Source organism: Pantoea stewartii (assembly GCF_011044475.1).
Lineage (GTDB): Bacteria > Pseudomonadota > Gammaproteobacteria > Enterobacterales > Enterobacteriaceae > Pantoea > Pantoea stewartii.
This window is the reverse complement of record NZ_CP049115.1, coordinates 2,849,135-2,869,483: the sequence shown is the minus strand read 5'-3', so window position 1 is coordinate 2,869,483 and position 20,349 is coordinate 2,849,135. Positions and strand designations below refer to the sequence as shown.

Below are 20,349 nucleotides of genomic sequence, written 5' to 3'. Positions count from 1 at the left end.
TAGATGTAAAAGAGTTAATTTGTTGATTTATATAATTAATTACTCAAAATTTTCTGAGGTTATGTTCTGTTAAACAGTGTGGCAGAGCTTGCTGTCACTCTGTTTAACAATCACCATGATCCATGGGCACCCTTTTATTGAGGAACTATGTAGTTCAGTGCTTTTCTGACAGACTGTCGAAAATATACTTCTTTATATTATGGTTTTCTTTGAGAAAGGGCTGGGCCGCTGCCTCGCTTAAGTAGGAATCGCAAAATTCCACAGCCATTCGTAATACCCTGGTTGAATGCGCCTGCGCTGTCATCGTTATTATGGTCATCAGCCACGATTTTACAGACTCCATCGCATTAAGATAGCTTCTGAGGGAGACAGCTGCTTTACTGATTGAGCAGGCTCCAACAAGCCGTCAGTCGCTGTTTTCGTATCCGCGATGTGTAGCGTCGTCATGGCATTACAGCGGCGAGTTATCTGGCCCATTGACTAAAAGGAACGTCAATGCTTAACGTTCGTAATGCCCTGCCGGATGATTACGCAGCCTGGCTGGGGCTCTGGAAAGATTACCTGCTGTTTTATGGTCATCACCTGGATGAGAGCGTCACGCTATCTACCTGGCAGAGAATCCATTCACCTGACTCCGCGCTCATATGTCGACTCGCCGAACACAACGGCAGCGTGATCGGTTTCGCGATATGCGTGATACACGAAGGGACCTGGGTCATCCAGCCCGTATGCTATCTGGAAGATCTTTTTGTTAAGGAAAACAAGCGCGGCGTAGGTGCGGGAAAAGCCCTAATCGTAGCAGTCTGCGATGAAGCCCGTGAACTGGGTTGGGCGAAAGTATATTGGGTGACAAATGAAAACAATCCTGCCCGCAGATTGTACGATAAGCTGGCACAGGTGGATGATATTGTCCGTTATAACATCAGGCTCTGAGCATCAATCCGCTGGGCTACAGGCCTGAAATCACGATGGGCACTGTCTCCAGAATCACCTTCAGCCTTTAAAAGGATGCAAGATGGCTAATCGGGAACATCATTACCATATTCACATTCGCTGGACCGGTAACCGTGGCAGCGGTACAGATTCCTACACCGCGTACGATCGCAATGGTGAGCTTGCCGCTGAGGGGAAAGCGACCATCGCACTGAGTGCCGATCCGGCCTTTCGGGGCGATGCCACGCGCTGGAATCCCGAAGAACTGTTGCTGGCCTCGGCGTCCGCCTGCCATAAATTATGGTATCTGCATCTGTGCGCTGATGCCGGTATCATCGTCGAGGCTTATGAGGATGCGGCGGAGGGCACAATGGTCGAGGGTGAGCGGGGGCATTTCACGCAAATCACGCTGAAGCCGTTGGTCACATTGCGCGATCCGGCGGACGCTGCGCGCGCAGAAGCGCTGCACCACGATGCTCACGATGCGTGTTTTATCGCCAATTCGCTGAATTTTCCGGTGAGTTTTGTGCCGCGGTTTGTTTGAAACTGCAATCATATATAGCAGTTGTTATTACCAAATCAGAATAACTTTCTGGGAATATTTAAATTTAAAGGCGAAACTATGTTTCGCCTTAATTATTAACGTCTAATTAGAAGCGATATTGCAATCCTGCTGTAACCGTATAATTGTGGTTTGCTATGCCTGCTGCGTCACCATCAATATTCCCGGACTGGCCACTTACGTTATCAAAAATTTGTGTGCCACCTTTACCTTCTTCGTATTTACTGTAAGTAAATTCAGCGAAGACTTTTGCGTTAGGTGTAACGTAATAACCGGCATCAACAGATGCACCGTAGTAGCGTGAACTGGATGTTTTTTCGCGAAAGGTTAACTGGCGCACATAGTGCTCGTCATTATCGTGAGCATTCACCCAGTCGCTGAATTTAAGTAAAGCACCAAATTCGAAATCATTGATGCGATAGCGTCCTGTCAATCCTACATATGGCATTGAAAAACGCTGACTGTAACCGATACCTGTTTGATCTCTGGGGAAATCTCCTACCAGCGTACCATTGTCGTAATTGAAAGAACCGCCAATTGCAGTCCAGCTGAATCGGGTTTCCTGATAGCCTGCTACAGCGCCTACTCGGTAGTTATCTCCCTGCAGGAACCAGCCTTTCAGATTGAGATCGTATTCATTTGCGTAGTTCATACGCGTATAAGGATGCGAGGAATGATCGGTCCAGTTACCTTGATTGCTATCCTGCCAGTCATAATCATCCAGATGGCCGGAACCACTGGCCAGAGAAGTCCACCCACGCGCGTTAAGCGTCAGAAATGGGTAGGCATCCCATGAAATGTCACCTTTCAGAATGGCAACGTTTTTTATCTTCCAGTCAAGCTGACTGATTTTCCGTCCAGTATCAGGGTCGTAAACAAGTTCTCCTGATTTACCGCCCAGCATACCTGTTGAAGCAGATACACTGAAACTATCAGCTGATAAATCGGGTGTATAAGATGTTTTCTCAGCATGAACACTTGCTGAAGCCCCTGCCATCATCATCATTACAAAAATGCTTTTTTTCATTTTTATCATCCTGTTTTTTGTTAAGGAACTCCTAAGAGCAGGGCCAGAATAAAATAGAGTGGCGTTGTTAAACAAGTTAAACAATTATGAAATTTAAAAATCCTAAAAAAATTGTAAGTATTACCCTGGAGGCTGGAGTATGTTGTTACGAATAAGTCGTGTATCGTGTGATTCTTCTGGATTAATAAATTTTTCCAATATTTAACTGGCACTAAAGTTTTAATACTCAGAGCCGATACTTTATGCGCCACTGGCGAAATCCGTCGCCAGTATTATGTGACCCCCGTTTGGGGCTCAGTCAACATAAGGAGCAACTGCATGGATATTCAGCAACTCACAACGCTGTCTGCAGGGTTAGATCAATGGCAGGCACGTGGTGAAGCCAATGCGACGCTGTTAAAGAAAACCCTGAACCAACAGGCAGATACCATCACTACACTGGTGGAAGGCGTTACTGCCCTTCCCGCGAACCCGGCTGTAGGGCGGAATATTAATACCACCGCCTGATTATTCTGCTCCAGGTTCCCCGGGCGGATCATGTCGTACCGCCCGCTTTATTCCCTTTCCCCGTCGGCTGACTTTCCCTTCATCCCTTCGCTGCAATTTTTTCCAATACCTGAGCTGAGTAAAAGAATGAAATAAGGTATCACTCACGTTCAGGCAGGGAACTCAATGATGCCGCTTCAGTTTACGCTTCGCTCTCCGGAATGGGCTCTTTTTACAGAATTTACAGGCACATATCAGGTGGCGCAGCGCGAGGTTCTTTCGTGCAGGAGTGCAATGCGATGATGTCCTTTTCAACGGGGTTTTTCTTAAGTCTGTCACTGTGTCTGGATATCGGCATTGCCAACATCGCTATGATTACGCTGGCAATGCAGCGGGGGTATTTTCAGGGATTTTCGCTGGGCATCGGCACCTGTATAGGCGATCTTTTTTATGCCGTGCTGGCGCTGGCGGGCATGGCGGTGTTACTGCAATTCGAGATAGTGCGATGGATAATCTGGGCGGGTGGAGGGCTTCTGCTGACAGGGTTCACCGTTAAAATGCTGATGGCTGCCTTCAGTACAGTTAACGATATCGACACATCACAGGTGACTGTCAGGCTGTCGCTGTTCCGTGAGTTCCGTCGCGGAATTGTACTGGCCCTGTCCTCACCCACCGCCATTCTGTGGTTTGCGACGGTGGGTGGCGCGCTCATTTCCCGTTTCGGGGAGCAAAACCTTACCGGAACCACGCTATTTCTGAGCGGTTTTTTTCTGGCCGGGGTGATATGGACGGGTGTGCTCTGTCTGGTTGGCAGCGTGGGCGGCAGGCTATTAGGACAAAAGTTGTTGAGATATTCCTACATGCTTTCTGCCCTTATCTTTGCCTGTTTTGCTTTTTACGTCATCGTTTCAGGTTATAAAGAATTTTTGCTTTCCTGAACCTACTTGTGAAGCATAGTGTTTGGGCGTGGTGCCCATTACTTTGCGAAACGCATTGATAAAATGGCTTTGATCGTAAAATCCCAGGCGATGCGCGGCGTCCAGAGGATGCTGATTCTGTCGCAGAAGCGCCCGCGCTGCACACAGGCGAAGCTGCATGTGATACTGCAAAGGTGGAAGCCCGGTATAAGCAGTAAAACGCCTCACCAGCGCGTATTTGCTTATTCCCGCTACCTGCACCAATGCATTCAGCGTAAGCTTCATGTTCACATGCTGGCGCATAAAAGCAATGATGCGGTCCAGGTCTTTATCGACCACGGCATCTCGCGTGACTTTCTCAGAGAACAGTTCTGCGCACAACAGCAAAAGTGCCTGCTCTTCCTCTTCGCTGTCATGGTGTTGTGTCAGTTGGGCATAGCGACATATAGCGTTAAATAACCCCTGATGCGTGAAAACGCCTTCAGCTAAAACGGGTGCCTCACGGTGACTGCTGAGATTTTGGCTGAGATTGAATGTTTTTAATAGCGTCTGCGGAATATGGATGCTGAGGAATTCAGCGCCGTGCTGATCGAAACGTGAAGACTGGATGCTGGCCGGATTATACAGAGTGATCTGGCCCGCATTGACCTGCAGTGTCTGGCCATTAAGTGTTATTTCCTCAATGCCCGACAGGTTGGCGCTAAGCACATATTCATCGTGCGTGTGTTTTGGAAAGGTTGCGTTATGCGCTTTAACGCGCGAGCACTCCATACCATTGCGACTAAACCAGTCCAGAGCGTACAGCGCCATTAAAGCTCTCCTCCACAAAATATCAGCGCGCAGATGGCGCTGATAAAGCCTCTCAGCAGACTATATCACCCCGATGAAAAGACGCACATAAACGCGTAATATTCCAGTCGCTTTTGCCACAGGAAAAAACAGGTAGTTAAAGAAAAGAGCGGAGGAGGGCGAAAAGGCATGATTTTTTAGGATTACTGGCAAATTTTAGTGCGCTTTGTTTACCTGGAAAGCCGAAAGCCGAAAGCCGAAAGCCGAAAGCCGAAAGCCGAAAGCCGAAAGCCGAAAGCCGAAAGCCGAAAGCCGAAAGCCGAAAGCCGAAAGCCGAAAGCCGAAAGCCGAAAGCCGAAAGCCGTGACAAACAAACCCATCCGCTCTCTGGAATCTAAGCCATGGGTCAACACGTAAGAAACCAACAGGGGAAAAGGGCGCGCTACGTACTAACGTGCGCAAGCAGCAATAAAGCATTATCCTGTTTGTCGTCTGGCAGCAGTCATCCAGATGTGTGTGCTTAAAAGCGCACAAGCTTCGCAGTTAACCACTCTTAGTGCGCAGATAAGATCTGCCAGACAGGTGAGATATCCTTAATCCCTGGCATAGCAAAACGTGAAATATAGCTGCAGATCGCGCTGATCCTCTGCTTTTCCTGCCTCAGTCACCCTTACCAAAAACGTTATATGTCAATTCCGCAACGTCGGCATGAGGTTTTAGCTATCAGCGTGATAGATAGCATGATCACAATTGCGGCACTTATTGTTAACTTTGTATTAATAACTATGGTTATCATTACTCCCATCGAAAGCACACTGTTTTCCCGCTTACATGATAAGGAACCGGATTATGAAAACCATGAAAACACTTTCCCTTGCTGCCGTTGCTGCGCTTTCACTGATGTCAGCCTCTGCTTTTGCGCAAACTGTCACCGCAACTGGTTCAACCCTTGATGGTACCGAAGCGAAAATTGCAGCCCAGGCTGAACAGCAGGGTGCGCAGTACAGAATCATCGAAGCCAACACGAACGACCGTGTCCACATGACCGCCGAGCTGTATAAATAACCGCGTCGTGTTGAAAGATGCGCAAAGAGCTGCCTGATGGCAGCTTTTTTTTAGTCGCTGCAGAGCGTGAAAAGGACGGTTTATGTCGACAGTGACGTAAACCTGGTGTGCAAATAATTTTCCACTTAATGTCAGGCATTACGTTTTAACGCGGCCAAAAATAAAGGGCGCTGTATTCATCCTTTAATTAACGTTATTAGCCCGGTCACAATCTGTTGCCTGTTTATTCTCCATTGTCTCAAGCCTGCTCTTTCTCCTGCCGATAAACTCTCCAGACCACTCAACATGGCAGTATAAAAATGACAATTCTAAAAAAATTATTTTCCCTTTTCTCAAAACACCAGCATAAACACGCCGCCGATTCGCTCAAAGCACTGAATGATGCCATTCCGATCATCGAGTTTACGCCAGAAGGCACGATTCTTCGGGCAAATGATCTTTTTCTCAACAAGATGGGCTATGAGATAAAAGAAATCGTGGGTCGTCATCACAGCATGTTTTGCTCGCCCTCGCTGGTCAACTCAGCCGAGTATCGCCAGTTCTGGCTACGGCTGGCCAGCGGCAAGAGCTTCAGCGGTAAATACCTGCGTTTAGGCAAAGATAATCATCCCGTCTGGCTGGAAGCCAGCTATGTGCCAGTAAAAGATCGGCAGGGTCGGGTCATTAAGGTCATCAAGCTGGCGGCTGATATTTCCGAGCGTATCAGCGAAGCGCAGCAGCAGGATGCCATGGTACAGGCGATCAGCCGCTCAATGGCCGTCATTGCATTTAATAAGGCCGGGGAAGTACTGGAGGTGAATGAAAACTTCCTGAAAGCGACCGGCTACAAAGCCGATGAGATCCTCGGGCGGCATCACCGTATGTTTTGCTCTGAGGAACTGCGTAACAGCCAGGAATATCAGCAGTTCTGGCAACGCCTGAACCAGGGCGAATTTTTTTCCGGCCAGTATCCGCGCCTTAACCGCCAGGGTAAAACCATCTGGCTGCGTGCAACCTATAACCCGGTTTTTGATACCGAAGGCCGGTTATATAAGATCGTGAAATTCGCGACGGATGTGACGGAGCAGGTGTTGCAAAACCAGCAGGAAAACGAAGCCGCTCAGCACGCATGGAAGATGGCGCAACAGACACGTGAAAGCTCGGTAACGGGTGCCGATGTCATCGAAGACAGCGTCAGAACGATGGCGGAAATCGCCAATGAGATGAACAGCGTTTCGGCGGATGTCTTTGGCCTGAACGGCCAGTCTGACCGGATTGCCGATATGGTGCATTCCATTCGCAATATCGCCGAGCAGACGCGCTTTATTGCGCTGAATGCAGCCATTGAGGCTGCCCGCGCCGGCACGTCGGGGCGCAGTTTTGCCATCGTAGCCGCCGAAGTACGCACGCTGGCGGCACGTATTAACGAAGCGACAGAAGAAATAGGACGTGTGGTGTCCAGTAATAATCAGCTGGCGAAAAAGGTGCTGGAAGACATCGAAAATAACCTGAAAAACACGGCGCGTGGAGTCAATCTGATGCGTCAGGCGGGTGAGGTAATCGCCAGTATTCAGAGCAATTCTGAGCGCGTCGAGGAAGCGGTCAGAAACGTTTCCCGTTCATCCACGCCACATCCTGTCTGAGTATTTTTTCCGGTCGCCTGCCTTTACGGGTGACCGGTTTCCCCGCTTAACACCCGCCGTTTCGCGCATATTTCACTTTGTTTGCTGTGAATCGATAAGGCACTATGGTTCCAGCCTTTTCAACATCACGGGAACGTCTGTCGCCATGCCGGTTAATTTCGATCTTAACGATCTGTACGCGTTTCGCGCCCTGGTCGAATATGGCAATTTCCGCATTGCAGCGGAGTCCATTTGCCTGTCCCAGTCGGCCCTGAGCCGCAGGATTGAAAAGCTGGAAACGGCACTGGGGATTAAGCTGTTCGACAGAACCACGCGCCGGGTTACGCTTACGCTTTATGGTCAGACATTTGCCGCACGTTCGGAGCAGCTGCTCGCTAATTTTGAAGAGGTTATGGCCGATATCAGTAAAGTCAGCCAGGATCGGACCGGACTGGTGACGGTGGCGACGGTGCCCTCTGCGGCCTACTATTTTATGCCGGATGTCATTCGCCGCTTTCAGGCCCGCTATCCTCGCGTACGCGTCAAAATCATTGATAGCAGCGCAGGCAACGTGATCGAGGCGGTAACCAGTGGTCAGGCAGATTTTGGCATTTGCTTCTCCGGCAATCCACCGCCTGGCACCGAATTTTTACCCCTGGTTGAGGATGTTTATGTTGTCGCCTGCCGACACGACCATCCGCTTGCCAGCCGTAAAGGGCTGACATGGCAGGAATTTTATCAGCAGGATTATGTGGGGCTGGATAAGACGTCGGGTAATCGCAACCTGCTGGACTCTGCCCTGGGTCATGTTGTTCCGGCGCGTCCCAGTATCTGTGAAACCCGACATGTGACCACGATGCTCGGTATGGTTGAAGCGGGAATCGGCATTGCTGCCGTGCCCGCCATGTCGATGCCGTCATCCGGTCATTCGGTGCTGGTGCAGTTACCCCTCACCGATCCAGTGGTGAAACGTACTGTAGGGCTGCTCAGACGCAGCGGACGTATTCAGTCGTATATTGCAGCAGAACTGGAAAAGCTCATTACTGAACAGTATCACGCTGCGTAACAGGCTGCTGCGTTTTCACCGAGTGCAAACCGGTTGCGTGAACGACCGCCTGCGCCTGAGCTGAGGCCAGGAAATCAAGTAGCGCTTTACCTGCTTCCGGATGCGCGGCTTTCGCCGGGACAGCGCCCGCGAAGCGGGTAATGTACTGGACATCGTCAGGCAACTCGCCAACAAAAGTCACGCCCTTGACGGGCAGCAGTTCGCTGACCTGCTGCAGTCCCAGTGCATAGTGGCCTTTTGCCACTTCCGAGGCGACAGGAATACGTTCGACCTGATGTGCTTTGTCTTTGACTTTGTCTTCAATGCCTAACTTCTTAAACAACTCGCTGCTGACATACTGACCGCTGGCGCTATCGGAATACGCAATAGACTTCGCGCTCAGTAAGGTTTGACGTAATTCGTCATCCGTCTTAATTGCGGGCTTAGCGTCGCCTTGCTTCACGACAATACCAATCGGCGAGTCAGCCAGCTCCACGCGTGAGCCGGGTTTTATCCACTTGTCTTTTTCCAGCTGAGTCAGCGCATTGCCTACCATAATGACCGCATCGGCCTTTTCACCACGTGCCAGGCGGTTAGGGATTGCCTGCGGGGTTTTACCCATTGAAGGGCCGGATACCAGGATAATTTTGTCACCGCTTTGAGCTTCAAACTGAGGCGTGAGTTTCTCCAGGGCGGCTTTAAAGCCACCAGAGATCATCACGGTCACGTCCTTTGCCAGTACCGTCGTGCTGACGGTTAAAAGCACGAGGGTGGCAAGGAGTGATCGGTAAAGTCGTTTCATAATGGAGTCCCTGACTTAATGTTTAACGGCGGGTTGTAAATTGACAGCGCTGCGGCGGTAAAGATACAGCGTCGCCAGTAGGGCACAGACGGCAGCAAAGCTCATCCAGTAACCGGGTGACGCTTTATCGCCGGTGTACTCTATCAATGCGGTTGAAATCACCGGGGTAAATCCGCCAAAGACAGCCGTTGCGAGGCTGTAAGCGAGTGAAAAGCCCGCCACCCGAACTTCGGTTGGCATAATCTCGGTCAGGGCAGGAATCATCGCACCGTTATACAGGCCGTAGATAAATGACAGCCACAGCAGTACGGTCAGCATCATCGTAAAACTCGGTGCTTCGGCCAGCAGCGTCAGGGCCGGATAAGCCGTTGCCAGGGCCAGCAACGTCATGGCAATCAGAACCGGCTTACGTCCAAAGCGGTCCGACAGGGCACCCCCGACCGGCAGCCAGAGGAAATTGGAAATGGCCACCAGCAGCGTAACCAGCAGGCTGTCAGACGCACTGAGCATCAGCACCTTCTTGCCGAAGGTGGGGGCATAAACGGTAATCAGATAGAACGCTGTTGTGGTCATCGCCACCATCAACATGCCCGCAACCACTACCTGCCAGTTAGCTAACAGGGTTTTAAAGACCTCGCGCATCGCCAGATGCTTACGGCGAGCATTAAATTCCTGCGTTTCTTCCAGCTTACGACGCAGAAAGAAAATGAAAGGCACAATCAGGCAGCCAAACAGGAACGGAATACGCCAGCCCCATTCACGAATCGCGCTCTCTTCCAGGGCGGCATTCAGGGCAAAGCCCATGGCAGCGGCAACCATAATGGCGACCTGCTGGCTGCCCGACTGCCAACTGGTATAGAAGCCTTTACGGCCTGGCGTAGCGATTTCGGCCAGGTAAACCGACACGCCGCCCAGTTCGGCACCGGCAGAGAAGCCCTGCAACAGGCGACCGATAAGCACCAGCATCGGGGCCCAAAGGCCAATGCTCTGATAAGACGGGATTAATACGATCAGAAAGGTGCCCGTAGCCATAATGGACAGGGTTACGATCAATCCTTTGCGTCTGCCGACTTTATCAATATAAGCGCCCAGCACCACGGCGCCGATCGGGCGCATCAGGAAACCTGCGCCGAAGACGGCAAAGGTCATCATCAGTGAGGCGAACTCACTGCTCGCCGGAAAGAAAGTATGCGCGATGTAGGTGGCATAAAAACCAAACAGAAAGAAGTCAAACTGTTCCAGAAAGTTGCCCGAGGTAACGCGCAAGATGGCGCCGATTCTGGCGCGAGTGGTCATAGGTGAAGTCGAGGAATGCATCGGTATCTCCAGTTTATCATTGACGCTTTTTGCTGCGCCTGTTGCTGAAGACTGGATCAGGAAAATAAAGTAAATAAGCGCAATAAACTCATCGACTGATGCGCTATGCGCATTAATGGCCGTTAACAATTACATTGGGCTATGTGCAACAAGGCTTTAACAAGTTTGCCGGGCGGGTAGACGTTTAACCAGCCCGAAAAACCGAATGCGCGTTTTGTGACAGGGTTCATATGGGTATTTAAAGGAAAAGGGGTAGCGTAAAGCCTTTGTCAGGTTCTATCAGGCGACGCGCGCGTTCGCCCCGTCGCGAGTGAAATCATTCCAGACAGGAGGCGGGTTAGCGGCCGGGCTGAAAAAGCTCGACGAGCATCTTCTCGTTATCATGAATGAAAGCGAAACGATCGCCATCGCCGTTGGGTACGGCACGGGGCGGGGAAACGAGCTCGACACCTTTTGCCTGCAGTTCCGCAACCGCCTCATCGAGATCGTCGACCTGAAGCGCGAAATGGTTGATACCGCCGATTTTCAGATTGGTTTCTGCGCGTTGCCGCTGTGGATCCATCGGGGTAGCCTGCGCATGTTGAAACAGCTCCAGTTTTACATTGCCCCGCGCAATAAAAACAACCTGTACGCCCGGCCAGCCATAATCATACAGACGCGTAAATCCCAGCATTTGGCTATACCAGGCTTCACTGGCTTCAATATCCTGAACCACAATACCGATGTGATGAAATGTATTACCGATTGCCGACATGGTGCTTTTCCTTATCAGGTCGCTGAGGTGAATGTCGCGTTGACACGGCAAGGCGGTGTAGCGCGCCCTTCGTACAGCTTACCACCCAATCGGGCATACGGCAGAAATGCCCGAGGGGCGAGGGTTGCTTATCGTTGCAGGTAAATCCGTACACCGCCTCACACTGGCCGTAGACGACCCGTGTTTCGTCTTAAAACCAGGCTTCCCACATCGCACCCAGATTGAAGTCGTCCAGAATATCGTTTTCCCGGCCATTTACGCGTGCGGTGCGCGCATCATCGACCTTGCCGCCCGTCACATAGAAGCGCAGCATGGGACGGAACTCCGGGCCCATCGCGATAGCGATATTTTGCGACAGCGTCAGCTTCCAGCCGTTGTTGCTACCGCCTTCATCATAGTTGACCCGTTGATAACCGGCTTCGAGCCAGGTGGAGTGCACGTCATTCCAGAAATACATCGGGCGCACAATGGCAGCGTAGTTTTTCCGGTTGTCGCTTTTCAGTCGACTGTTGTCATAATCGTGATAGGCCAGCAGATACTCCACCTGCGCCTGCTGAGTAAACAGGTGCTTACCTTCAAAGCTGGTGTAAAGCGTGCTGAGGCCATGGGTTTTGCTGTAAACGCTGTTATCCGCATTGTCTGAGTAGCGTGCAATCACTTTATTGACGCCATGATCGGTGGTGTGGCTTACGACAAACGCACCCTGCCAGGCGTTGAGGCGATCCTCGCTTTCCACGGCCTTAGAGTCGAAACCGTAATTGGCATACATCTCCAGATCCAGCGGCCCCAGTTTCATGCCGTGGATTTTAGATGTGGCGGCATAGTTTCCTTTATCGCCGGTGCCCGATCCGCCCGTACAGGTAATGCGTGACGGATTGGATTCATCGCTAAGCACTTCAGGATTACAGGATTCCACCGCCGCGACGGCAGCAAGGTCAAATTTTATCCCGCCTACGTCAAAGTCTTTTACGCCCGCGCCCTGACCATCGTGGTTCATCCAGAAATAGTCATTGATGTTCTGTTGCGGGCGCTGATGAAAGTCCCGTCCGGCCCAAAGATAGGCATTGGGATTCGAGGCCAGCACGTTGGTCACGCCAGCGTAAGCTTTTTTCAGGTTCACTTCATCGCCCCAGTGATCGATCATCACGTTCACGTCCCAGATGGCACCGTTCGTGCTTTTAAACGCTTTAGAGAGCTGGAATTCGCCGCCGTTACCTTCGTTCCCCAGGCGACCAATACCGGAGGCGCCGTTGTAAGAGCCATCAACATTGACATACTTTTGGTCACCACTTTGGTAATGCGCGCCATAACGGGCGTAGCCGCTAAACTTCACGCCAAAAGGAATGGCCATATCCGGTGACTGTGCAGGACTCTGCGGTTCTGTTATCACATCCGTTTTTTTCGCGACGGCGGCATCCATCTTAGCCTGACGCTCTGCTAAAGCTTTATCGACGGCTTTGGCGACGATAGCGTCGATTTGTTCCTGCGTGAATTCCTGTGCGAGGCCGGCAATCGGACACAGCGCGGCGCTCACCGCCAGAGGAAGTGAAAATGTTTTTATCATGTTCATGGTTATCTCGTTTACACCTCATCCTTCGGGTTAACACGAATTAACCCGAAAGACGCGTGCTGTTGTTTTCAGATAATAACCCGCCCGTTTCGGCTTATTGACTGTCACCAAAACAAGTTGATTTGTAGAGTATGTTTTCTTTCCAGAGGGATGTTTTTTGTCAGGCATTCTCCTGTATTAAGCGATCAAATTACCGTTGATAGAGATGAATTATTTCTTCTGATAATTCACGGGCTAATAGCGACGTCATTAAATGATCCTGAGCATGGACCATAATTAACGTCATCGGCTGTCGGGCCTCGCCAGCATCCTGTTCAATTAACCGGGTTTGCATCTGATGGGCCTTGCGGGAATAGTCGTCGGCCTCTTTGAGGCGCGCATGGGCCTCCTCAAACTCGCCTTGCCGCGCCGCCTGCAGGGCTTCAAAGCACAGGCTGCGGGCGTGTCCTGAATTGACGATAATCGTCATTACAGCGTCTTCAAGTTCAATCATTATTATCGCTCTCAGTCAAAACCGTTATTTTCGGCAACGTTAGCAAACCAATTCCCGCTCTTTTTTATCGTACGTTGTTGTGTTTCCAGATCGAGCTGCACTAAGCCATAGCGATTTTTATAGCCATTCAGCCAGGACCAGTTGTCGATAAAGGTCCACATATGATAACCCAGACAATGACAGCCCTCGCGAATGCCTTTATGCAGCCATTTAAGATGTTCGGAAACAAATTCGATACGGTAATCATCCTGAACTTTACCGTCTTGAATAAAACGCTGTTCATTTTCGACGCCCATTCCATTTTCAGAAATAAAGCAGCGAGGGTTGCCGTAATTATCGCGCAGGTTGATCAGAATATCGTAAATACCCGGCGCATAGATTTCCCATCCGCGGTATGGGTTCATTTGTCGGCCAGGCATGTCGTAATGATCGAATAATGCCTCCGGCATAAACGGTGCGTCAGGGTTGACGGCGCTGTCCCGGCACTTCACCCGGCGCGGTTGATAATAATTGACACCCAGCAGGTCGATGATGCCGTCGGCAAGCAAGGCGCTGTCGCCAGGCAGGCAGTGTGGCAACTGGTCATGCTGTTTTAATAAGCCCAGCAGCGCAGACGGATATTCGCCCTTGAGAACCGGATCGAGAAAGCTGCGGTTAAACAGCAGATCGGCATGCTGTGCTGCGTTGACATCTGCCGGATTCGTTGAGCGCGGATAGGACGGTGTGAGATTCAGTACCACGCCTATTTCGCCATCATAGCCGCCGTTACGCCAGGCACGTACCGCCAGGGAATGTGCCAGTACGGTATGAAAGGCCACGGTAGCGGCGCGTTTAAAATCCACCACGTTGGGATAATGAAAATCATACAGATAGCCGCCTTCAACCGGCACAATGGGCTCATTAAAAGTAAACCAGTGCTTCACTTTGTGACCGAACAGCGTGAAACAGCGCTGCGCGTAGCGGCCAAACGCCTGCACCACTTCGCGGTTTTCCCAGCCCCCTTTCTCCTGCAGGGCCAGCGGCATATCGAAATGAAACAGCGTGATAAACGGCGTAATCCCCTGCGCCAGTAATTCATCAATGACCCGGTGATAGAAATCGACGGCCTCGGGATTGATCTCATCCGCTCCGTCCGGCATGAGCCGCGCCCAGCTCAGCGAGGTGCGAAAGCTGTTGTGCTTTAACGCTTTTAGCAGCGTGATATCCTGCCGCCAGTGTTGATAAAAGCCGGAGGTATCGGCCGGGCCAATACCGTGATGGAAACGATGCGGCTGGTGTGCGAACCAGTGATCCCAGGTGGTGGCGCTTTTACCGCCCTGAAGGCTACAGCCTTCGGTTTGCAACGCCGAACTGGCGCTGCCCCACCAGAAATTGTCAGGAAAACGGTAGTGCATGTGACTGACTCCTTAAGCCTGGGGATGACCGTGCACGGTATTGCCTGCGGGCACGGTATCCTGAATTTTTTTCTCTTCTGCTTTGATCAGGCTGCGTTCGTAAGCGCGCAGAAAAGGTAAGTACATCAGTGCCGACATCACCATGCAGATCAGGCACATGACCAGTGGACTAAGCGCCCAGTTGGCCGCCCAGGAAGCACCAATCGGCGCGGGCGTCGTCCAGGGCGTCAGCGAAACGACCTGCGCAACCCAGCCCAGTTTTGTGGCGGTATAGGCCAGAACGGCATTAATCATCGGGACGCAGACGAAGGGAATAAACAGCAGGGGATTCATGATGATGGGCGCACCAAATAAGATCGGCTCATTGATATTAAAGAAGCTGGGAACCACGCCCATTTTGCCGATGGTACGCAGATGCAGCACCCGGCTGCGCAGCAGTAAAAAGGCCAGCGGCAAAGTGGAACCGACGCCGCCGATAAGCAGATAGTGATCCCAAAAGCCCTGCAGATAGACATGGGGCAGCGCCGCACCGGCTGCCAGAGCGGCCTGATTGGCGGAGAGATTAGCCATCCAGAAGGGATTCATGATGCCAGTGACGATGAGTGCGCCATGAATACCGGCGAACCAAAAAATCTGGCACAGCAGCACCGACAGCAAGATGGCTGGCAGGGAATCCGAGGCGGATACCAGCGGTTCCAGCAGATGCATAATCGCCTGAGGAATAATCATGCCCGTTTTGGCTTCAATAAACAGATTAAGCGGATGCAGGGTGCCAATGATCACCAATACCGGAATTAAAATCTCAAAAGAACGGGCGACGCCAGTGGGGACTTCTTTGGGCAGGCGAATCGTGACGTTATGCTGTTTGAGCCAGGCATAAACACGGGTGGCATAAATCGCGGTAATCAGGGCCGTAAAAATTCCCTGACCGGACAGGTACTGCGTAGAGATCTTTTCATCAGCATAGGGCGCTGCCACCAGTAAAAAGGCCATAAAAGCCAGTAAACCTGACATGATGGGATCAAGGTTGAACTGTCGGCCCAGACTGGCACCGATGCCGACTGAGATAAAGAAGGTCATGACGCCCATGCTGAGATTAAACGGCAGCATCAGTTGCTGGCGATAAGTGACCGAAAAGTCGAGCCAGGCCCGGGCAAAGCTGTTGGTGGTATCCGCTGAAAAGGGCGGGAAAATAAACACCAGCATGAACGAGCCAATAATCATAAACGGCAGGGCCGCCGTAAAACCATCACGAATAGCGATAACGTACTTTTGCTGACCCAATTTTCCGGCGAGGGGCGTAATAGCCTGTTCAATCACCGTCACCATTGACTGATATAACGAACCCATAAATGACACCTTTTAGTGTGTCGCTTCAATAAGCGACAGAGCGTAATCCAGCACGTTGTCACCGCGTTGCATACCGTAGTCCGTCATATCAATAGCCCGGACAGGAATACCGTGGGTGGCAGCTTTTTCTGAAAGCGTGTTTAACATGTACTTTACTTGCGGGCCGAGCAGCACAACCTGATACGTTGGAAACTGCGTATCAAACTCGGCAATGCCCCAGGCATCAATCTGCACAGCGAGGCCGCGTTGATCCGCCACCTCTACCATTTTGCGCACCAGCATGCTGGTGGACATACCTGCCGAACAGCACAACATAATCCTGATCATGAGAACGCTCCTTTACGTGTAAAACTTGTTACGGAGATGATTTGATACGATATGGAAACCGGTTTCCATTTGTCGCAAAAGGAAGTGTGACAGGCATCATGCTCTGGCTGATAACGGGTGTTTAATTACGATTCAGATCACTAAATTAAGCGGTAAAAATCATTATTGAGTAGAAACGGAAAATCGGTTTCCATGAAAAAACGAAAACGCTATACTGCCTGTGGCGAAAAATTAAGCCACCGTTTCGGTCAGTTTTCAGGGAGCCGTTTGGTTCTGTTAGGGGAAAATGATGTCTACTATCAACGATGTATCGCGACTGGCTGGCGTGTCTAAAGCCACCGTATCGCGCGTGTTGAGTGGGTCACGTGGGGTGAAAGAGGCCAGTCGGGCTGCGGTGTTAAAAGCGGTGGATGAACTGAATTATCGTCCAAATGTCATCGCCCAGTCACTACTGAGTCAGTCTACGGGCTGTATCGGTGTTATTTGTGCGCAGGAAAATATCAATCAGACGACGGGTTACCTTTATGCGCTGGAGAAACATTTCAGTCAGCATCAAAAACACCTGTTACTTCGTTTCGCCAACACGAAAGCGGACGTGATGACCTGCCTCAGTGAGTTGACCTGTGGGTTATGTGATGACGTCTTAATTATCGGCGCGCGCTTTCCGTTAAACCTGCGTCAGCCAAACGTGATGCTGGTGGATTGTCTGGAATCCGGCGAAGAAGTGAACAGTATCCAGCGTGATCATGCTTTTGCAGCGGAAACGGCCTGTAACTATCTTATCAGTCAAAATCGTCGTCAAATTGCTCTGATTCATCCCGAGGGCATGGGCTTTGCCGATCAGGTTCTGCTGGGCTATAAACATGCCCTGGAAAAAAATTTCCTGCCTTTTAACCGTAATCTGGTCTTTATGGACACGCCATCTTCTTCAGTGGCGTTGCAGGAACTTCTGAACAATGCCTCCACGCTCAATTTCAATGCATTGCTGGTGGCCGATGAACAGCAGGCACAAAAAGTGATACCTCAGTTGCAGGCGTTCAATAAGCAGGTGCCAAAAGACATTATGGTCTTTAGTCTGGCCGGCACGCTGGATCTGCCCGGTATCCCGACGATTCCGGCTATCTCATATTCAATGGATGCCATGGCCGCGCGTATTGTGAAGGCACTGAATCAACAGACGCAGAGCGTGTTACATTCCTCAGTAATGCGTGGCGATCTGGTTATTCCCGATTTTCGCCAGCGCTAAGCCACCGGGCCACGCTCAGTGGCCTGTTACTCGAGGCGCTGCTCCATCTGTTCGATAATGGCCAGCGCCAGCCCGGTTGCCGGGGCCAGATGCGATTGCAGAAAATGTACCTGCGTATGGGCCGCAATAAACGCCAGTTTGTTGGCCTGCGTCTGATTGAGCACGGCCTGGCAAAAGGTCGGGCTGATGCTCCAGGGACAGTCAATGATGATCGTGGCAGGATTCAGTAATAACATGATTTGGCTGAGCGCGATGCCCAGATAGTTGCCTGCCAGCTGCATCACTTCATTTACGACATTCGGTGCGCTGTCACGACTGTGCCAGGTTAATCCCGGCTGACGCTGGGCAAGCTGTTGGTTAATGGCAGGTTTGCTGATCATCGCCTCCAGACAACCCTGCCGATTACAGCTACAGCGAGGGCCATTTGGCTGGACGGTAAGATGTCCTGCTTCACCAGCGGTCCAGCTGTTACCGGTGAAAACCACGCCATGCTGCACCAGCGCGCCGCCAATGCCTTCCGCAATGCGCAAATAAAAATGCCCGCTTTCGGCGGGCAGATTGAGCTGTTGCACAGACAGCAGCGCAGCGGCCCTGACGTTATTCATAATCCGAATCGGCAAGGCGATCTGTTTGCGCAGATCGCTGGCCAGGTCAACATTCTGCCAGCCCAGGTGGGTCGATAAATGCATCCAGCCTCGCCGTGAATCGACGACACCGGGAAACCCCAGCCCAATTCCCAGCAGCCCTGGCCAGGCTTCCATCAGTTTTTCGCACAGGGCGCCGATTTCAGCCAGTATCGGGCCAGGTTTACTGGTGTCCGTCCGTATTGTCTGTTCGGCAAGCGGTTGTGAAAAGTAATCGCAGATCTGCCAGTGAATCAGGTTTTTTTCCACCATGATACCGGCACTGACCAGCTTTTCCGGGCGCAGGGTAATGTGAATTTTAGGACGGCCAGCCGAAGAAACGCTGGCTTTACCTAGTTCCTGAACCCAACCGTTTTCCAGCAAATCATCAATAATTTGCGAAACGGTGTTTTTGCTGAGTGCCAGTACCTGCGCCAGATCCTGGCGCGATGTGATGCGCAGCTGACGCAGTTGAGCCATTACGCGCTTTTGATTATTCAGCCGCATCAATGCAGGCCCTTTGCCAGTTGCTTTCATGACGGCTTACCCCAGAGGTGCACAGCGGCGAGGGAGCGCCCACCGCCAACGAAGTCTTATTAGTTTGATGTCTAATGAAAACTTAGCATTGGGCAGAGAGGGCTGCCAAATAGCAATGTCCTCTGAATAAGGGGATTACGTCAGAAATGGGGGCCAGGCCACACGATCATGCAACTGGGAAGTAACCCTACCGCCCGCTTCAGCGGGCAGCAACATCAGTATTCGTCACCCCGGACGCGGCTGCGATAGCTTTCCCAGTCGAAGCGCACCCACAGGCTGTTACCTAAACGCATACGATCCATCACGCGTTCACCTAACAGGGCGTTCATGCCGGTGGGATCGAGATTGGTGAGCATACCCGTCGGACGTTTAGATGACGAGCGGCGGTCAACAATCTGGTTAATAATCACTTTTTCGTAGCGCGATTCACTCTGCATACCAATCTCATCAATGACCAGCAAATCCACGCTGCTCAGATCCTGAATCAGTCGCTCTTCGGTGATATCACTGCTGCCGCTGAACGTTCCTTTCATGCTGGACATCAGATCCGCGACAGTCACGATAAGCACGCTCTTGCCACGCAAAATCAGATCGTTACCGATGGCGGCAGCCAGATGATTTTTCCCTGTGCCCGGCCGACCTGCAAAGACAAAACTGGCGATGTTTCCTTCAAAATTAGCAGCATACTGGCGCGCCTGCTCCAGGGCTTTGCGCTGACCTTCATTCTCGACACGGTAGTTGTCGAATGAGCAGTTAATATGCAGATCACGAATCCCAGAACGCCCCATGATACGCTGCATTTTCATCGCGCGGTTTTCTCGCACAATCGCTTCTGAACGCAACCGCCCCTGTTCCTGGTTCCAGGCCAGCAACTCTTCACCATTGGTGAATTTGGGACGGGTTCCTGCTGGCATCATTCTTTTCAGACGGTTAAACAGATCGTTGGGCGTTTTCATTACTCACCTCGGAAACCATCGGGAATATCGTAGTCAGTACTGCTGATCTGCGTAATATCGCGACGCGGCTGTCCGCCATTGGCGGCGCGGTTCATCTGCAGGCTACGCGCCAGCTTCTGTTGCCACTGTACATGATGAAAAAGGCGGCCTTCGGCCTGCCAGTAAGCCACAAAGGCGGCCAGCTCTGCCGCCGTCACCGGCTCGCTGAGCGCGACGCCCCAGATTGCTGCCTGGCGGGTAAAGTCGGCGTCAGGCTGCCAGCCGTCATACATGGCAAACTTGCCGACGGGTTTATGCAGCGTAGCAGAAACATCGTCATACAGACTGTCATCCAGCGCCACATCACTGGGTTGCTGAGCGGCGGCTTCAAGGGCTAATAACTGTGCAAGACGCGCGGGAGTGAGGGCATACATCACCGGCGTGTAATTATCCAGCACCGCCAGCATGCCGTCTTCAGCCTGCTGTAAGGCGCTCTGCGGGTCCTGACGGAAAGCCTCCAGACCGATTAGCGTTGACGTTAAGATTTTGACTGACATGAAAAGACCTGCGGTTAAC

General features: G+C 51.4%; 21 protein-coding genes. 8 read left to right on the top strand and 13 right to left on the bottom strand.

What is annotated here, in order from left to right:
- Positions 1-495 precede the first annotated feature (495 nt).
- Both G5574_RS13670 and G5574_RS13665 read left to right on the top strand, forming a co-directional pair.
- Complete coding sequence (locus G5574_RS13670) at positions 496-933, top strand: GNAT family N-acetyltransferase (protein ID WP_133745822.1); 438 nt, start codon at positions 496-498, stop codon at positions 931-933.
- A gap of 82 nt (positions 934-1,015) precedes the next feature.
- Entirely contained in the window at positions 1,016-1,477 is a 462-nt protein-coding gene (locus tag G5574_RS13665) for an OsmC family protein (RefSeq protein ID WP_033737250.1), read from the top strand.
- 106 nt (positions 1,478-1,583) lie between these two features.
- Here G5574_RS13665 and G5574_RS13660 read toward each other — a convergent pair whose 3' ends face one another.
- Positions 1,584-2,522 carry an omptin family outer membrane protease gene (locus tag G5574_RS13660; protein ID WP_033737252.1) on the bottom strand — a complete coding sequence of 313 codons (939 nt, stop codon included), beginning with the start codon at positions 2,520-2,522 and terminating at the stop codon, positions 1,584-1,586.
- A gap of 318 nt (positions 2,523-2,840) precedes the next feature.
- On the opposite strand from G5574_RS13660, the gene G5574_RS13655 reads away from it, so the two are divergent.
- Both G5574_RS13655 and G5574_RS13650 read left to right on the top strand, forming a co-directional pair.
- Entirely contained in the window at positions 2,841-3,029 is a 189-nt protein-coding gene (locus G5574_RS13655) for a YjfB family protein (RefSeq protein WP_006121221.1), read from the top strand.
- A gap of 278 nt (positions 3,030-3,307) precedes the next feature.
- Entirely contained in the window at positions 3,308-3,946 is a 639-nt protein-coding gene (locus G5574_RS13650) for a LysE family transporter (protein ID WP_033737253.1), read from the top strand.
- Here the strand turns inward: G5574_RS13650 and G5574_RS13645 are convergent.
- Positions 3,917-4,735 carry an AraC family transcriptional regulator gene (locus G5574_RS13645; protein ID WP_033737254.1) on the bottom strand — a complete coding sequence of 273 codons (819 nt, stop codon included), beginning with the start codon at positions 4,733-4,735 and terminating at the stop codon, positions 3,917-3,919. The two genes, G5574_RS13650 and G5574_RS13645, sit on opposite strands and share 30 nt — an antisense overlap.
- 828 nt (positions 4,736-5,563) lie before the next feature.
- Between G5574_RS13645 and G5574_RS13640 the strand changes: the two genes are divergently transcribed.
- The 3 genes from G5574_RS13640 (at position 5,564) to psrA (ending at position 8,446) form a co-directional block, all read left to right on the top strand.
- Positions 5,564-5,779, top strand: a complete 216-nt coding sequence (locus tag G5574_RS13640) for a YdgH/BhsA/McbA-like domain containing protein (protein ID WP_033737256.1) — start codon at positions 5,564-5,566, stop codon at positions 5,777-5,779.
- A 299-nt stretch (positions 5,780-6,078) separates the two neighbouring features.
- Positions 6,079-7,401: a methyl-accepting chemotaxis protein gene (locus G5574_RS13635; RefSeq protein WP_033737258.1), complete on the top strand. Its 1,323-nt coding sequence runs from the start codon at positions 6,079-6,081 to the stop codon at positions 7,399-7,401.
- Between the two features lie 145 nt (positions 7,402-7,546).
- A complete protein-coding gene (gene psrA / locus G5574_RS13630) occupies positions 7,547-8,446 on the top strand; it encodes an L-proline-binding transcription factor PsrA (RefSeq protein WP_033737398.1) in 900 nt (299 codons plus the stop codon).
- On the opposite strand, the gene G5574_RS13625 is transcribed toward psrA, so the two are convergent.
- The 8 genes from G5574_RS13625 to G5574_RS13590 form a co-directional block, all read right to left on the bottom strand.
- A complete protein-coding gene (locus G5574_RS13625) occupies positions 8,421-9,227 on the bottom strand; it encodes a substrate-binding domain-containing protein (protein ID WP_164482750.1) in 807 nt (268 codons plus the stop codon). The two genes, psrA and G5574_RS13625, sit on opposite strands and share 26 nt — an antisense overlap.
- Positions 9,228-9,242: 15 nt before the next feature.
- Entirely contained in the window at positions 9,243-10,544 is a 1,302-nt protein-coding gene (gene tcuC, locus G5574_RS13620; RefSeq protein WP_033737399.1) for an MFS transporter, read from the bottom strand.
- Between the two features lie 337 nt (positions 10,545-10,881).
- Positions 10,882-11,298: a VOC family protein gene (locus G5574_RS13615; protein WP_164482749.1), complete on the bottom strand. Its 417-nt coding sequence runs from the start codon at positions 11,296-11,298 to the stop codon at positions 10,882-10,884.
- Positions 11,299-11,488: 190 nt separating this feature from the next.
- Entirely contained in the window at positions 11,489-12,868 is a 1,380-nt protein-coding gene (locus G5574_RS13610; protein ID WP_033737263.1) for a carbohydrate porin, read from the bottom strand.
- A 190-nt stretch (positions 12,869-13,058) separates the two neighbouring features.
- Entirely contained in the window at positions 13,059-13,361 is a 303-nt protein-coding gene (locus tag G5574_RS13605; protein WP_033737266.1) for a PTS lactose/cellobiose transporter subunit IIA, read from the bottom strand.
- Between the two features lie 11 nt (positions 13,362-13,372).
- Entirely contained in the window at positions 13,373-14,755 is a 1,383-nt protein-coding gene (locus tag G5574_RS13600; RefSeq protein ID WP_164482748.1) for a glycoside hydrolase family 1 protein, read from the bottom strand.
- Positions 14,756-14,767: 12 nt separating this feature from the next.
- Positions 14,768-16,105 carry a PTS sugar transporter subunit IIC gene (locus tag G5574_RS13595; protein WP_033737270.1) on the bottom strand — a complete coding sequence of 446 codons (1,338 nt, stop codon included), beginning with the start codon at positions 16,103-16,105 and terminating at the stop codon, positions 14,768-14,770.
- A gap of 12 nt (positions 16,106-16,117) precedes the next feature.
- Complete coding sequence (locus G5574_RS13590) at positions 16,118-16,432, bottom strand: PTS sugar transporter subunit IIB (RefSeq protein ID WP_033737272.1); 315 nt, start codon at positions 16,430-16,432, stop codon at positions 16,118-16,120.
- A 289-nt stretch (positions 16,433-16,721) separates the two neighbouring features.
- Between G5574_RS13590 and G5574_RS13585 the strand changes: the two genes are divergently transcribed.
- The gene (locus G5574_RS13585; protein WP_054688619.1) at positions 16,722-17,678 is read left to right on the top strand and encodes a LacI family DNA-binding transcriptional regulator; all 957 of its coding nucleotides are present in this window, start codon (positions 16,722-16,724) and stop codon (positions 17,676-17,678) included.
- Positions 17,679-17,704: 26 nt separating this feature from the next.
- On the opposite strand, the gene G5574_RS13580 is transcribed toward G5574_RS13585, so the two are convergent.
- The 3 genes from G5574_RS13580 to dnaT all read right to left on the bottom strand — a co-directional run bounded on the left by G5574_RS13580 (position 17,705) and on the right by dnaT (position 20,330).
- Complete coding sequence (locus G5574_RS13580) at positions 17,705-18,838, bottom strand: ROK family transcriptional regulator (protein WP_164482747.1); 1,134 nt, start codon at positions 18,836-18,838, stop codon at positions 17,705-17,707.
- Between the two features lie 215 nt (positions 18,839-19,053).
- Positions 19,054-19,794, bottom strand: coding sequence for a replicative helicase loader DnaC (gene dnaC, locus G5574_RS13575; protein WP_006121359.1), 741 nt, complete (start codon positions 19,792-19,794; stop codon positions 19,054-19,056).
- On the bottom strand, positions 19,794-20,330 hold the full coding sequence (gene dnaT, locus G5574_RS13570; RefSeq protein WP_006121358.1) for a primosomal protein DnaT: 537 nt from the start codon (positions 20,328-20,330) through the stop codon (positions 19,794-19,796). Before dnaT ends, dnaC begins: the two co-directional genes overlap by 1 nt.
- Positions 20,331-20,349: the final 19 nt, after the last annotated feature.